Genomic DNA, 14,472 nt, shown 5'->3' with positions numbered 1-14,472 from the left:
GCGAATCGATGAAGAAGGAAGAGAAGCCAATCGAACCTGCTCCAGTTGTCGAGAACTGTGAGCTACGAGACCAGCAGGGAAGACTTCGCCAGGAATTTACAATGCGCGATCAGCAACTCGATGGACCTTTTGTTCTCTATGATGAGCACGGTCGTATATCGCAGGAGAGTTCATTCTCAAATGGAAAACTCGATGGCGAGCAAAGGATCTATGTGCAAGGGCAGCTACGGGCCATTAATCATTTCCAGAACGGAAAGCTACATGGTCCATCGCAGCTGTTCGGGAACGATGGATTGCTAACTTCGTCTACTTCTTATGTAGATGGTTTAGCTCATGGAGAATCATTTGACTTTACGGCTTCTGGCGCTGTCGCGAGAAAGGCCCAATACGATCAGGGACGATTGCACGGAGAGGTCATTACCTATTTCCCCAATGGAAAAGTGCAATCTATCTTTCCATATGAACGTGACCTGATTGAAGGCGAGGTAGTGCAGTATGCTTCGGATGGCTCGGAGATTGAACGGACCAGATATCATGCCGGGAAGCCTATCGATGTAACAGACATGAGGAGGACGGCGTGAGCAATTTCGTTTGCATGGGCGCCAGTCTGCAGTGTAGTTTTGGCGCTGCCCCTAGCAGTCTTGTCGTTTTGCCGACAAATCGAGTCATGACGGGAGGAGTACCTGCAGCGAATATTATGGATCATGCTCCAATTGTGAATATTCCCCCATTCGGGATGTGTTCCTCCATGGCAAATCCCACGGTGGCGGCTGCTACAGCTGCTGCTCTGGGAGTGTTGACTCCTATGCCTTGTGTGCCCGTGACCCCTGCGCCCTGGGTTCCCGGTGCGCCGATTGTGTTGCTGTCCAATTTCCCGGCGTTGGATGATCAATCGAAGTTAATGTGTGCTTGGGGTGGGGTAATTCAGATCAATTTTGCAGGACAGGCAACAACAACTATTCCATAGTGTAGTGTGTGGCCGATGAAATTTTACCGGGCCTGAAAGGGTGGTACTCGAAGAACGGTCTTGGTTTTCGAGAACTATCCCAGGGGTCAAAATACTCTATTTTCCCAGAACTCTAGTATGAGCCACGATTTTTCATTCAGTACAAAGGCTTTGATTGCTTTGCTAACTTGTCTGGCGGGATTGCTTGCTGTGACATTTTTCGCAGGATTTGCAGTAGCCAGATTGCATAGCCTTCCGTCGGAATCAAAAGCTGCTCAGGCAAAGATTCCCAGGACTGTGGCTGGAGAGGCATCTCGACCCTTGGATAATTCTCACTCTCCAGCTAAGTCCGTGGTTTCAGCGCCGACGTTGGCTGAGCAGCCAAGGCGCGACGAGCCTGTTGGTCGAGGTGTCCGGCATTACTGTTTGCAGTTTGGAAGTTATCAAGACAAGACAGTGGCCGATCAACGAGTTAAGGATCTGGCTGCTAAGCAGATTACTGCGAATGAGGAGACCCGGCAGGATCAATACCAACAGAGTTGGTTTGTCGTACGAACGGGGAGCTACGATACCCTGGAGGAAGCATCTGTTGCTGCCGAAGGTGTAAGAAGCAGGCTCAACCAGCCAGTTCTTGTTCGGCCTGTGGATTCTCTCTGACCGGGATATTGCCAGCTGCTACATCTTCTCCTTTGCCTAAAATCCGATAATCACTTCTAAGAATGCCTTTCTTCCAAGATAGATGGGTTTCGCATTCTTCGCCAGTCATTGACTTATAGCGCAAGACCAGAAACTCATTGGGGAGTGGAAGACCTAGCATATTGACCTGCAGGAGTCCCGTTGCGCCTGGACCGAGGAATTCGCGATCAAGATTGGGGCCTGTCTCGAAGGTCCTCAAGTTCTTGTCCTTAATGTTGTAGCTGATGGCGAGTGCCGGGCCGAGTCCTTCATTGCGGATTCGAAGGGTATAGCGTTGTCGTTCGATCTTTTCCAGTGCGGCAGAAAGGAGCGGTCGAGCTGCTTGGATGGTCGATTGTTGCATCAACTTCAACTGATCCTGCAGTACGAAAAGGACCTGTTCCTGCAAAATCAGTTGGTTTTGCATCCAGACGAGATTCTGTTGTTCCGACTCGGTTCTTTCTCTATACGCTTGACCCAAAAGTTGTACTTGAGCTGAAGTCTGTTGCAATGTATGCAGCAATCTCCTGGAAATTAGCAACAGAACAGCTAACAACGCAAATAGCAGGCAAGCCGAGCAGATGGAGAGCAGTACTGACGAAAGCAAGGCGGTTTCCCTTTTTCTTCTATCCCCGTAGATGGGAAGAATTCTTGGCCAGGGGCGAGGAATCAAGTTCCAGAATTACTTGAAACCTGACCTAAATCAAAGGAACGCAACAAAGATAACATCCGAACTCCTTTCTGGAACATCAATTTCTGTGTGGTATCTGAAGGAGGGTGTCAGATTTAACGACTTCGGGTATGCTAGTGATTGCAAAGATGAAGCGTCTTCGGCAAATCTCGGCGATTTTGTTTCTGTTCTTGTGGGCATTTGTTCCCATGGTGGTCTGCGTACAGCCGGCTACTGCCCAGATGACAGCAGCAGAACATATCTGCTGCCACCAGATGAAGATGTCTTGTGGGCAGATGCAGATGCCAGCTTCACATGCATGTTGCAATAAAGATCTGCAGTCGAATCAGACCGCAGCGGTGTATAAAGACATCGCAATTATTCCTCCTCCGGCTATGGCTGTATCCGAGCTTCTCGGGTTGGACTCCCTGATGCTCGTGCAATCTTCTATGCTCAGCCATTCCTTCGATACTTCGCCGCCACTGCTTCCAGCTGCGGCTTCCAGCATTCTCAGAATCTAGCTTCTCCATTTCTCACACTTTCTTTTGCCGTGCGTGTAAGTTAGCGTTGCGTGCGGCAACTGTCATTGAACTGTGTTTGAGATTGGAGATTTTGTATGAACGTGGTCTCATTTTGGGCTACCACGCTTGTACTCGTGACTCCTCTAGCGGCCTTCGGGCAGCAGATGACGAGTACGCCTACCCCTTTATCGAAGTTGCTAGTTGAAGCTCAGGAAAATAACTCGGAGATTTCGGCCTCTGATGCCGATACACGAGTAGCAAAGACAAAGATCCCGCAAGTGACGACTTTGCCCGATCCGAAATTCAGCTATCAACAGCTAAGCGTGGGAAGTCCGAAGCCTTTTGCCGGGTATACGAATAGCGATTTTGCTTATATTGCGATTGGCGCTTCGCAGGAACTGCCCTATCCGGGGAAATTGCGCCTGCGTGGTGAGGTGGCGAAGCGTGGCGTGGACGTCAAGGCTTCTGAAACCGAACTGACAAAAGCAGGAATTGTGGATGCGGTGAAGGCTGATTATCTGCAGCTTGCCTATCTGCAGAAGACAATGGACATCCTGAATGAGACCGTAACGATTTTCGATCAGCTTATTCAGGATGCTACTGCTCATTATCGTGTCGGACAGGGACTTCAGCAGGACATCCTCGATGCGCAGGTGGAGCGAACGAAGGTAATTCGTGATATCACCATGCATCACCAGCAGGTTGCCGAGATCGAGGCTCATCTCAAGGGGTTGCTGCATCGCGATCAGGATTCCCCGGATATTGTGACCGAAGATTTGTCCGAGTCTCCGATGCGTCTCACCGCTTCCGAACTTCTCCAGAGGGTGCGTGAGAATAACCCACAGATTCAGCTGGATGCCAATTCCATCCGTAAGCAGGATGCGCAACTTACATCAGCCAAACGTGAGGGCAAGCCGGATTTTGGACTGAGCTATGTTTATCAGAATACGGATAGACGTTATCGCGATTACTAGCGAGTGTCTTTGGTGCGGTGGGGCGTTCCGATAGTGCTACGGATAATGCTCCTCTGGATATGTATGACACCACTGTCATGTTGAAGCCGCGTGAACAGTGGCGACCGGGTATGACATACGAAAAGCTGATTCAGGAAATGGATGCCAAACTTCAGTTTCCAGGGTTAAGCAATACCTGGACGATGCCGGTTGAAAACCGTCTCGATATGGAATTAACCGGTATCAAAACTCCGTTAGGCCTGAAGGTGCAGGGGCCGGATGTAGACGGTATTCAGCATCTTGCCACCCAGATTCAGAATGCTCTCTCTGGACTTTCGCAGGTTCGTTCTGTGTTTTCAGAGAGGGTGGCTCAAGGCTTTTACGTCAATGTGGAGGTGAATCGGGCGGAAGCTGCCCGTTATGGTCTCACGATTGCGGATGTCCAAACAGCTGTGGCATCAGGGATCGGTGGCGAAAGTGTGGCGGAGAACATCGAAGGACGTGAGCGTTATCCGATAAATGTACGCTATCAGAGAGATTTCCGTGACAATGTGGATAAGATGCGTGGAGTGCTGATCGGTACTCCCTCTGGCTCCCAGATCCCATTAGGACAAGTAGCGAAGATTTCGTTTACTCATGGTCCGGCGATGATTCGCGATGAAGATGGTGCTCTTACCGGCTACATCTATATCGATCTGAACAACACCGATTACGGAGGCTTTGTAGACAAAGCAAATAAGCTGTTGCACGACAAGCTTACTCTGCCTGCTACTTATTCCTTCCAGTGGTCGGGAGAGTATGAGCTTGAGTTGAGAGCTAAAGAGCGCTTAAGACTCATCCTTCCTGTCGTCTTCTTTGTGATCTTCCTGTTGCTGTATCTGGTGTTTCATTCCGTGGCAGAGGCATTGGTCCTAATCTTTCCCACCATCTACGCGATGAGTGGCGGACTATTACTTCAATGGATACTTCACTATAACTTCAGCGTCGCCGTGGCAGTCGGGTATATTGCGCTCTTCGGAATCGCTGTTGAGACTGGTGTCGTTATGGTGATTTATCTGCATGAATCGCTGGAACACAAGCTTTCGACAGGTCATCCTCTGACAAATGCCGATATCGAAGAAGCTGCAATGGAGGGGGCCGTTCAGCGCCTTCGTCCAAAGCTCATGACTGTTAGTGCCGTGCTCGCCAGTCTGGTTCCTATTCTCTGGGAATCCGGCATTGGATCGGATGTGATGAAGCCTATCGCCGCTCCTATTGTCGGCGGCATGATCACCTCAACCATTCACGTTCTTATTCTCGTTCCGGTCTTCTTCGTAATGATGAAGGAGCATGCGTTGAAGCGAGGAACTCTTGTTTCGCGTAATCCGGAGGAAGTTTCAACTTCAGTTAACGACAATGCTCATCTATTGAGCTAGAAAAAGGGAGAACTATGCAGACTAAAATTTTGACAGTAATGGCCACTCTCACCCTGGGAACCCTGAGTCTTCTTGCCCAATCCGCGCAGACTATGACCGGAACTGTCACCGATGCGATGTGTGGTGCTAAGCACATGATGCCGAATGCTACAGCAGCTCAGTGTACACGTGAATGTGTGAAACATGGTTCCGACTTTTCTCTGGTCAGCGGCGGTAAAGTCTATACGCTAAAAGGAGATAAGACTCAGTTTGATAAATATGCAGGCCAGAAGGTTACTGTGAAGGGCGCTGTTTCTGGTGCGACCGTTACCGTGACCTCCATTGCTCCTGCGAAATCGTAGTTTCAGGGATGCTCGGAATCTACTTAATTAAGTGGATTCCGAGATCTCCAAGAGGAAATCAAATTCCTGGCTGCGGCTTATCTCCGCTACACTTGACTACATGCTGTCTCGGAGTTGTTTGCGTGCAACCATGCTCTGTCTGATGTTTATCTGCGGAGCAATTGAGGTGCGCGGGCAGGGAAGCGCATCTGGAGAGCCCCTCGTCATTACGGTTGTGGATGAGGATGGCCTCACTGTAGCCGATGCTCAGATCTCTATCGAGAAGACAGATGACTCTCTCCTAAGGCTGACGACAGATTATGCCGGCCGGTGTACCGTTTCCTTACCTTCCATTTCTTCTTATCGTTTGAGAGTCGAGAAGCTGGGGTTTTATCAAGCTCGGCTAGATCCGCTTAATTTGCGGCAGAAGAATATCCGGATCACATTGGTTCATGAACAGATGGTTCGTGAAGAAGTGAACGTGGAGGCTTCAAGTCCCGGAATCGATCTTCAACAAGTTTCTAATAAAACTACTATGGCAACCTCGGAGATCGTGAACATTCCTTATCCGACCTCCCGGGATATTCGCAATTTATTGCCCTTTATTCCAGGTGTGGTGCCGGATGCGAGCGGTCAAGTGCATCTGGCTGGCTCGGACACCTATGCGACATTGGATCTGTTTGATGGATTCGATATCCGCTCCCCTGTTAGCGGTATGCTGGCAATGCGGGTAAGTCCCGATGCTATCCGAACAATCGATATTCAAACGACACGGTATCCGGCGGAATATGGAAAAAGCACTGGAGGTATCGTCGCTTTCTATTCTGGAATGGGAGATAACAAGTTCCGTTTGAATGCGACAAACTTCGTTCCTTCTTTTCATGATGCTGACGGAATACGTTTCGATAAATTTGTTCCGAGGGTCTCCTTCTCTGGTCCCTTAGTGAAAGATCGAGCTTGGTTCTTCGATGGGCTGGAGATGGAATATGACAGTATCTATATCAAGGAACTGCCTGCGAATGCCAATACAAACAACCTGATACGAGGAAGTAACCTAATTAGGTTTCAGGTGAACGTGACTCCGTCGAATGTTCTGTCAGGCGGCCTTCTCGTTAATTCTTATCATTCTCCCTATGACGGCCTTTCTTCCCTGAATCCGCAGGAGAGTACAACAAAGCGTAATACCACGGCGTGGCTACCTTATATTCGGAATCAACATAGCTTTGGCAATGGCGCTTTGTTGGAGTCAGGTGTTGGTGTGACTCGCTTTCGTGATGGTTATGAGCCTCAAGGGAGTAGTTCATTCCGGATTACCCCCGAGACGACCAGGGGTGGATATTTTGAGAATCTTACCGGAAGATCGCAACGTATCCAGACGATGACCTCTTTGTATCTCCCCCCAAGGTACCTGGCCGGTCGTCATGACCTGAAGTTCGGAGTTGAAATCGATCGCTTCAGCTTTAGCCAGAATGCTTCCCGATCCGCCATTAACTATCTCCGAGAGAACGGAACCCTCTTGCGCCGTAGCACCTTCTCTCCATCGGTTCCTATTGTGGGCCGTCATATGGCTGAAGTCGGAACTTATGTTCAGGATCGTTGGGCAATGGAGAAAGGGCTGTTAGCAGAATCGGGAGTGCGTTTTGACTGGGATGGTGTCATTCAACGCCCACTCTTTTCTCCGCGGCTTGCCTTTACCTATTCTCCGCAGGGGATGAAGGCGTTTACTAAGATTTCTGCTGGCGCAGGACTCTATTATGAGCATACTCAGCTGGAGTATCTACAACGTCCGCTGGTAGGTTTCCGCTACGATACCTATTATGCTGCAGATGGAGTCACACCCATACGCGGGCCGCTTCCAACTATTTTTACAGCGAATAAGGATTTGCTGCGAGAGATGCGAGCTATTAACTGGAGTATCGGCCTTGAGCAGAGGCTTCCCGGTTCTGTTTGGGCAAATGTCAACTTTCTGCAGAAACGAATTGAGAATGGATTTACGTATCAAAACCAGATGGGTCCAGGCGCTCTGTATGGGAACTATCTGCTCACGAATGCCAGAGAAGATAGGTACAACTCGATTGAGTTCGACGCTCGGCGCTCCTTCTCTCATGGATACAATCTTTTCGTTTCTTATACACATTCGTCGGCACATACTAATGCCACCCTTGACTACAGCCCTACCCTGTCGATATTAGGTGCACAGCAAAGCGGGCCGGCAAGCTGGGATACTCCAGACCGAGTGATCTCCTGGGGATGGTTGCCAATCCCGTTGCCAAAGCTTAAGAAGAGCTGGGATTTTGTTTATACCTTTGATCGGCATTCCGGATTTCCCTATACCGCGATCAATGCGAATCAGCAGGTGATAGGAAAGCCCGGGGCCCAGAGATTTCCTGCGTATGTCTCGTTTAGTCCCGGATTGGAGTGGAGATTTCATCTTCTCGGCTCGTACTTCGGATTGCGCGGAGTGCTGGAGAATGCGACAGGCAGCAGGAATCCTTCCGTTGTGAACAATGTCATCGATTCTCCCTCATATGGGACGTTTAGTGAGTTTGGAGGTAAGTCGCTTACGGCCCGAATCCGCTTGATCAGTACAAAGTAAATTCTCGAAGCCCTATTCCGATACCCAGCGCAGCCGGGAACGTGGCGTTGGGTCCAGCGTGATAAACTCCGGAGCTCCGCGAAGCAGGCCCGTTGCCATGAGTAGGTCTAGAGAGTTTTTCGCGATTGGCTGAATACAGGTTTGTAAAGCCTTGTCATCCTTTAGCACTCCTAGCCACACCAGATATGGACCATCGTTTCGAAAGGGAAGCCTGGGGAAATTATTGGGCACATCCAGTGTTACTAATATGCCGGCTTCTCGTGCTCCGGCTGCACGGTATTTCGCAAAGATAGCTTCTGCTTTCTCGGCGAAGTCCTCAATACAGTTATCTCTGACCGGGAAGAGGTGTGCCACTACAATGCCTTGTGCCCCATCCTTCTCCTTTATGGGATCTACAGCGGGAAGCACTGGAATCCCTCGTCCCGGTCTGAGAGGCTGAAGCAGTAAAACATTGTCGGAATCCGTCATGAGTTCGTTCATCTTGGCACCATGCTCCTTCCATAGAGGACCGTAATAAAAGGCTCCGTTCAGTACAGCTCTAGCATCGAGATCCCTAAAGCCACGTATCCAGGTGAATCCCGCGATGGGTTGACGTTCCAGAAATTGACCGAAGGCAATGGCGCCTAATTGTTGAAAAGCTTCGGGGAAGTAGCTTTCAAAATAGCGAGCGAAGTTAACACTTTCTCCTGGTTTGATGGCGTAGCGGCGAAATTCGATTACTTGGAATTCACTAGTGGCAAAAAAGGATTGGGTGGAGTGGTTATTGAAAGACGCGGCATTATTTCGCATTTGTGGCTTTATCAGAGATAAGCACGGAGCCAGGAATGGAGAAACTTCCATGTCACTCCGAAGGGAAGATGCTTGTTTCATCTCTGCTCCTCAACGAGACCAGGCTCATTATGAATGGTTGCGGATGTAATCAGGAATCGGAATATTCGGCGATAATCTCTCATCGGGAATCGGATTTCCTGTTGTCTGTGTGAGCGGAAGAACGCCCGCCCATACGGAAAGGTCGTAGTCCTTTTCATCATCGACTACACCCCCGGTGCGGATCTTGGCCGAAGCTTCCTCAATCTTGAATTCGAGGACTGTCGTCGCTTTTAGCTCCTTCTCATCGGGTTCGCGGACTTCGTTCCAGCGACCTTGAATCAAATGATCGGAGATTCTGCGCAATGCCTCCGACTTCCGCTCTGGACTTTCAATCCTACAAGCATGTCCAAAAGCTACTACCGAACGGTAATTCATCGAGTGATGCATGGCGGAACGTGCCAAGACCAGCCCATCCACAATCGTGACGGTTACACAAGCGTCGACTCCGGTTTCCAATTCGCGCAGCATACGGCTTGCAGCAGATCCATGAATATAGAGCGTGTCTTCATGGCGGCCAAACAAGGTTGGGATGACAAAAGGCTGTCCGTGAACACTAAATCCTACGTGTGCCAGAAATGCCGCATCGAGAATCCGGTAGATTGTCTCTTCTTCATGGCTGCCGCGATCCGGTTTCCTGCGTAGTTTGCTTCTCTCGGTTAGTTCCATTCGAACTCCTCTTCCTCCTCTACCAGCATGCGTTGGATTGTGGTATTTTCAAAGTTCCACTTTCCATGCAATTCGCAATACCACTTTCGAAAAACTCCGGACCTCGTTTCCGCCAGATATATCTGTGGTTACGGCAGGCTATTCTCTCCGGAACTCTTCAGCCTGGCGATCGTCTGCCTGCAACCAGAGATCTTGCGGAACAACTTCAGGTTTCCCGCACCGTTGTGTTGCTTGCGTATGACCAGTTGCTTGGCGAGGGCTTTGTCGAAGGGAAGCATGGTTCGGGTACATATGTTTCCAAAGCTTTGGGCCGTACTCCAAGAAAGACGACGGGCCAGTCAGCGAAACCACGATTGTCACGCTTTGGCCTTGTTGCCGAAGATGCTGCTCCGAAACAGAATTTCTATCGACGGCAATCTACACCGGCTCGCTATAACTTTTTGCTGGGCAGGGCAGCGCTTGAGAACTTTCCTCTAGAGACGTGGAGACGGATGCTGATGCGTCACGCACGCGAGGCACCAATAAGTGAGCTGGATTATGGTCCTACGCCTGGGAGTCCAGCGTTGCGAGAGGCAATTGCCGATCATCTGCGGCGTTCTCGCGCAGTGATTTGCGATGCTTCGCAGGTTCTGGTGGTGAATGGATCTCAGCAGGCATTGGATTTAGCTGCACGAGTCTTACTTGAACGTGGAGACAAGGTAGTCATTGAGGAGCCACATTATCTAGGAGCGCGAGATGTTTTTCGCGCCTGCGGGGCGCGACTGCACTTGGTTCCTGTCGATCGGGATGGAATGCAGACTGATCGTCTACCTGATAAAGCAACACTTGCATTCGTTACTCCTTCGCATCAGTTTCCTACGGGAGCGATTCTTCCTCTCTCCAGACGGTTGAAACTGCTTGAATGGGCTAAGCGTGTGAATGCAATGGTGATTGAGGATGATTACGATGGAGAGTTCCACTACGAAGGACAGCCGGTGGAATCACTTCAAGGCTTGGACTCCGAGGGAAGAGTCCTCTACATCGGTACGTTTTCCCGCACGATCTTTCCAGCTTTACGAATTGGATATCTGGTCGCACCTAAATCTCTGGTTCCTGCCTTGACTTCAGCGAAATGGCTCTGCGATCGACATACTCCGACACTGGAACAAGAGACCCTGGCTCAATTCTTATCCTCGGGTGCTTATGAACGGCATCTACGTCGAGTGCGCCGGAGGAATACGAGTCGGCGTAAGGCTCTGCTGGAAGCGATTGAGAGATATTTAGGCGATCAGGTGGAGGTTACCGGTGCTGATGCGGGAGCTCATGTTGTCCTTTGGCCAAAGAAGAAGGCCTCAGAGGAAGATTTTATCCGTCAAGCAGCGGAGCACAGCATTGCTATTCGTGGAGTATCGCATAGCTTTCTAAAACCAACATCACGGACCGGACTGATGCTGGGATACTCCCGGATGAATGAAGCAGAAATTAAAGAGGGAATCCGGCGACTATCGAGAGTTCTTTTGAGTTAAGACCTGTGGCTGCCTTGTCTCTGCGTTGTTACTAAAGAAGAAATTCAAGGTGGCTCCCATCCCACAGGAAGTTGCGGATCAAAGGGATTCCACCCTAAGTCGTAAATCGACTCTGTTCTAGAGCTCTCTTCGTCCTTCTATCGCCCGCATCATGGTTACTTCATCGGCGTATTCGATATCGCTACCGGCTGGGACTCCTGTGGCAATTCGCGTTAGGCGGAGATTTTTCCCTGAGAACATCTCCGCTAAATGCATTGCTGTTGCTTCGCCCTCGATGGTGGGGCTCAAGGCAAGGATGATCTCGTCAATATCCCCCTTCTCTACGCGCGAAAGCAGGTTGCCCGTTCTGAGCTGTTCGGGTCCAACACCGTGAAGAGGGGAAAGAGTGCCGTGAAGAACATGGTAGACGCCGTTATAGCTACGTGTTTTCTCAATTGTGGCGATATTCGTTGGTTCTTCAATTACGCAGACCAAACGTTGATTGCGTGTAGGGCTAGCACAATAGAGACAGGGATCCACATCTGTAATGTTGTTACAGATAGAGCAGAGACGCAGTTTAGCCTTCAACTCCCTCACGGCTTCGGAGAGGGCATTGGCGTCGGCTTCACTAGCGCGCAGGATATGAAAGGCCAAGCGTTGTGCACTCTTGGTCCCAATTCCTGGCAATTTTTTAAGTTCGTCGATGAGCCGGGACATTGGCTCCGCAAATCGTGACAAAGGGTTCGTCCTTACCTGTAGGGAGGGGTAATTATTCCAGACCGGGAATGTTCAAACCGCTCAACATTCCGTTGACGCTGGTCTTCATTGCCTCTTCTGCACGCCGACCACCTTCGTTAACAGCGGCCATGATCAGATCCTCAAGCATCTCGACATCCACTTGATTTCCACTACTCAAGCCCATAACTGCTGCCGGATCGATCTTTAATTTTAGAAGTTGCTTTTGCCCGTTCATCTTTACTGCAACAGCTCCACCACCGGAAGAAGCTTCTACTACCGTCTGGCTTAGCTTTTGCTGCATCTGTTCCTGCATTTGCTTCGCTTGCTGCAGCATTTCGTGCATCTTTAAAGGATTCACTCGAGACCTCTCTGTCGATTTCCCAATTTATTCTTTGCGCAGATCCAGGACACTACGAACTTCAGCCCGAAATAGTTCCTGCGCCTGTTTTACCAGGGGATGTTCGAGCGCTTTCGTTTGAATACTTCCTAAGGGTATGCGCGGTCTTGCTGGAGCTCCACCCGCTGGTGCGGATAAACCTTCTCCAGGAATCACTACTAATTTATTGGTTGAACCGGCCTTACGTAAGGCCTCACGAGCAATTTTCTCTGCCTCTGCATTCATGGTCAGAGAAAGCATGGTTTTCTTTGCGGCAACTTCGACCTTGATACTCGAACCTTCAAGGTGCCACTTCCCATCTCCCAGGAGCGCAGCTGCTGTATTGTGACCAGCTTCTTCCAATGCTCCTACGACTGCTTCGCGCAACCTGTCGATATCGGGATCGGGATTCGAGACAGCGGCGGTGACAACAGTAGCTTCCATCGTGGTTTTGACCACGGTTTCAACGGCTACGACGGGTTCTACAGCTACCGCCAGAGAGCCTTCAGTCGTTTCCATCGCTACTGCACTGGTAGTCAGAGTAGAAGAAGGCCGAAAAGGTGTCGGTACCGTATCGGAGGCAACAACTTCAACAGGAGTTATCGCGCGAGGTGCGGGAGTTGGAGCCGGTGGCGGTGTATCGGATATGGCAACGGCTTGTGCCGCCGACGCAGAATGCTTTAGCTCTACGGCGGGAGTGGCGTTTTCCATCCGCTCGTTTTGCTTTCTCATCCGATCAGCTTCAAAAGGCGAGAAAGCCGGCTGCGTATGCGTGGTAGTCGGCGCAGCGGGTGCCGGTTGTGCAGCTGGCCGCGAGGGTGACGGCGTATGATTACCCGGCGCTGAACTCGGAGCCGGACGTGCAGCGATTCCGCCTCCACCGCGATTGGAACTGCCTGAGCCGCTTGAGCCGGAGGCGCCGGTAGTTGTCGGGATCTGGCTCAGGAACTGCTCAAGTGGTAACAGACGCTGAGCATGCACCAGTTTCAGCAGACCGAGTTCCAAGTGAAAACGCTGCTCCTGGCGATAGTTCAGATCATCGAAGGTGCGCAGCATGATCTGCAGGAAACGAGTCAGATCTTCTTCGGTGAAGAGTATGGCTGTGCGCGTGGCACGTGCGCGTTCGTCGGTAGAGATCTGCAACAACTCTGTCTGTTCGCCACCCAATTTGGCCATCAAGGCGTTGCGAAGGTAGCGAACCATCTGGCGTGCTAAAGAAACCGGGCTATGCCCTGCATTCAGAAGATGATTGATCTCTTCGATAACTGCAGCGCTTTTGTTTTCGCCAACCGCTTCCAGCAAATGTTCAAAGACGGTATTGGGAACCGTCCCCATCAATTCACGAATCTGCTCTGCTGTAAGGTTGGGTTTCCCGTTCTCCAAAGGAGCACTGGCAATGGCCTGATCCATGATGGAGAGTGCATCACGCATCGATCCGTCGCCAGCTTCGGCCAGCAAAGCCAGCGCGGTGTCATCGGCAACAATGTCTTCCTGCTGCGCGATGGTACGCAACTGGGTGAGGATGTCATCGAACTTGATGGCGTGAAAGCTGAAATGCTGGCAGCGAGAGCGAATCGTCTGCGGAATGTTCTCCGGCTCTGTCGTTGCCATCATGAAGATGACGTGATCCGGCGGCTCTTCCAGCGTTTTCAGCAACGCATTGAAGGCTGCATCGGTGATCTGGTGTGCCTCGTCGAGGATGTAGATCTTGTAGCGGTCGCGAGCCGGACTGTAGCGGGCTGCATCACGCAGTTCACGGATCTCATCGATACCGCGGTTGGTGGCGGCGTCGATCTCGATTACGTCAACAGCGTTGCCGCCGCGAATCTCTGTACAGGACTCGCAGGTGCCACATGGCTCCGGTGTTGGACGACTTTCCGAACCGATCGCCGTACGACAATTGAGGGCCATGGCCACAATTCGGGCGATCGTTGTCTTACCGATACCCCGATGTCCGCTGAAGATGTATCCATGGGCAATGCGCCCTTGGGCTAATGCATTCAGCAGAGTACGGGTTACATGATCCTGTCCGGCGACGTCAGCGAAACTCTGAGGACGATATTTGCGTGCTAGAACCTGATATCCCATTGACTAATCGCGATTGTATCGCCTTCCGGGGGGGAGTTTTTTCCTCAATTGGTAAGACGAAAGTAATCTTCTCGGGAAGAGGGACAATTCGACGTGAAACGGCTTCGCCGAAGCAAGCCGTTCACGTCCGTCAGAGGGCGGTTTTCCTTGAATC

General features: G+C 50.7%; 14 protein-coding genes and 1 pseudogene. 9 read left to right on the top strand and 6 right to left on the bottom strand.

Going from position 1 to position 14,472, the window contains the following annotated elements; genetic code table 11:
• The first annotated feature begins 8 nt into the window (after nucleotides 1-8).
• The 3 genes from AC6I7T_RS04145 to AC6I7T_RS04135 all read left to right on the top strand — a co-directional run bounded on the left by AC6I7T_RS04145 (nucleotide 9) and on the right by AC6I7T_RS04135 (nucleotide 1,603).
• Nucleotides 9-581: a toxin-antitoxin system YwqK family antitoxin gene (locus tag AC6I7T_RS04145; RefSeq protein ID WP_497792044.1), complete on the top strand. Its 573-nt coding sequence runs from the start codon at nucleotides 9-11 to the stop codon at nucleotides 579-581.
• The gene (locus tag AC6I7T_RS04140) at nucleotides 578-967 is read left to right on the top strand and encodes a DUF4280 domain-containing protein (RefSeq protein WP_497792043.1); all 390 of its coding nucleotides are present in this window, start codon (nucleotides 578-580) and stop codon (nucleotides 965-967) included. The genes AC6I7T_RS04145 and AC6I7T_RS04140 overlap by 4 nt, the downstream gene beginning before the upstream one ends.
• A gap of 117 nt (nucleotides 968-1,084) precedes the next feature.
• Nucleotides 1,085-1,603, top strand: a complete 519-nt coding sequence (locus tag AC6I7T_RS04135) for an SPOR domain-containing protein (protein ID WP_497792042.1) — start codon at nucleotides 1,085-1,087, stop codon at nucleotides 1,601-1,603.
• On the opposite strand, the gene AC6I7T_RS04130 is transcribed toward AC6I7T_RS04135, so the two are convergent.
• Nucleotides 1,563-2,132, bottom strand: coding sequence for a hypothetical protein (locus AC6I7T_RS04130; protein ID WP_497792041.1), 570 nt, complete (start codon nucleotides 2,130-2,132; stop codon nucleotides 1,563-1,565). The genes AC6I7T_RS04135 and AC6I7T_RS04130 overlap by 41 nt on opposite strands.
• Before the next feature lie 266 nt (nucleotides 2,133-2,398).
• On the opposite strand from AC6I7T_RS04130, the gene AC6I7T_RS04125 reads away from it, so the two are divergent.
• From AC6I7T_RS04125 to AC6I7T_RS04105, 5 genes and pseudogenes are all read left to right on the top strand, one after another.
• On the top strand, nucleotides 2,399-2,812 hold the full coding sequence (locus tag AC6I7T_RS04125; protein ID WP_497792040.1) for a hypothetical protein: 414 nt from the start codon (nucleotides 2,399-2,401) through the stop codon (nucleotides 2,810-2,812).
• A 95-nt stretch (nucleotides 2,813-2,907) separates the two neighbouring features.
• Entirely contained in the window at nucleotides 2,908-3,786 is an 879-nt protein-coding gene (locus tag AC6I7T_RS04120) for a TolC family protein (RefSeq protein ID WP_497792039.1), read from the top strand.
• Between the two features lie 11 nt (nucleotides 3,787-3,797).
• Nucleotides 3,798-5,180, top strand: a pseudogene (locus AC6I7T_RS04115) (efflux RND transporter permease subunit); the annotation flags it as partial.
• A 14-nt stretch (nucleotides 5,181-5,194) separates the two neighbouring features.
• On the top strand, nucleotides 5,195-5,521 hold the full coding sequence (locus tag AC6I7T_RS04110; RefSeq protein WP_497792038.1) for a hypothetical protein: 327 nt from the start codon (nucleotides 5,195-5,197) through the stop codon (nucleotides 5,519-5,521).
• 118 nt (nucleotides 5,522-5,639) lie between these two features.
• Nucleotides 5,640-8,096 carry a TonB-dependent receptor gene (locus tag AC6I7T_RS04105; protein ID WP_497792037.1) on the top strand — a complete coding sequence of 819 codons (2,457 nt, stop codon included), beginning with the start codon at nucleotides 5,640-5,642 and terminating at the stop codon, nucleotides 8,094-8,096.
• Nucleotides 8,097-8,108: 12 nt separating this feature from the next.
• Here AC6I7T_RS04105 and AC6I7T_RS04100 read toward each other — a convergent pair whose 3' ends face one another.
• Nucleotides 8,109-8,966 (bottom strand): hypothetical protein, encoded by an 858-nt coding sequence (locus tag AC6I7T_RS04100; RefSeq protein ID WP_497792036.1) that lies wholly within the window; start codon nucleotides 8,964-8,966, stop codon nucleotides 8,109-8,111.
• A 27-nt stretch (nucleotides 8,967-8,993) separates the two neighbouring features.
• Complete coding sequence (locus AC6I7T_RS04095) at nucleotides 8,994-9,632, bottom strand: pyridoxamine 5'-phosphate oxidase family protein (RefSeq protein WP_497792035.1); 639 nt, start codon at nucleotides 9,630-9,632, stop codon at nucleotides 8,994-8,996.
• Nucleotides 9,633-9,697: 65 nt separating this feature from the next.
• On the opposite strand from AC6I7T_RS04095, the gene pdxR reads away from it, so the two are divergent.
• On the top strand, nucleotides 9,698-11,137 hold the full coding sequence (gene pdxR, locus AC6I7T_RS04090; RefSeq protein ID WP_497792034.1) for a MocR-like pyridoxine biosynthesis transcription factor PdxR: 1,440 nt from the start codon (nucleotides 9,698-9,700) through the stop codon (nucleotides 11,135-11,137).
• 117 nt (nucleotides 11,138-11,254) lie between these two features.
• Here the strand turns inward: pdxR and recR are convergent, their stop codons facing one another.
• The 3 genes from recR to dnaX are packed head-to-tail and all read right to left on the bottom strand — an operon-like array spanning nucleotide 11,255 to nucleotide 14,318.
• Nucleotides 11,255-11,854: a recombination mediator RecR gene (gene recR, locus AC6I7T_RS04085; protein ID WP_497792033.1), complete on the bottom strand. Its 600-nt coding sequence runs from the start codon at nucleotides 11,852-11,854 to the stop codon at nucleotides 11,255-11,257.
• 31 nt (nucleotides 11,855-11,885) lie between these two features.
• A complete protein-coding gene (locus AC6I7T_RS04080; RefSeq protein WP_497792032.1) occupies nucleotides 11,886-12,212 on the bottom strand; it encodes a YbaB/EbfC family nucleoid-associated protein in 327 nt (108 codons plus the stop codon).
• A 27-nt stretch (nucleotides 12,213-12,239) separates the two neighbouring features.
• Nucleotides 12,240-14,318 carry a DNA polymerase III subunit gamma/tau gene (dnaX, locus tag AC6I7T_RS04075; protein WP_497792031.1) on the bottom strand — a complete coding sequence of 693 codons (2,079 nt, stop codon included), beginning with the start codon at nucleotides 14,316-14,318 and terminating at the stop codon, nucleotides 12,240-12,242.
• Nucleotides 14,319-14,472 lie beyond the last annotated feature (154 nt).

The organism is Humiphilus diazotrophicus, assembly GCF_059726315.1.
The sequence above is the reverse complement of the archived record's forward strand: the minus strand, read 5'-3'. Positions and strand labels throughout refer to the sequence as shown.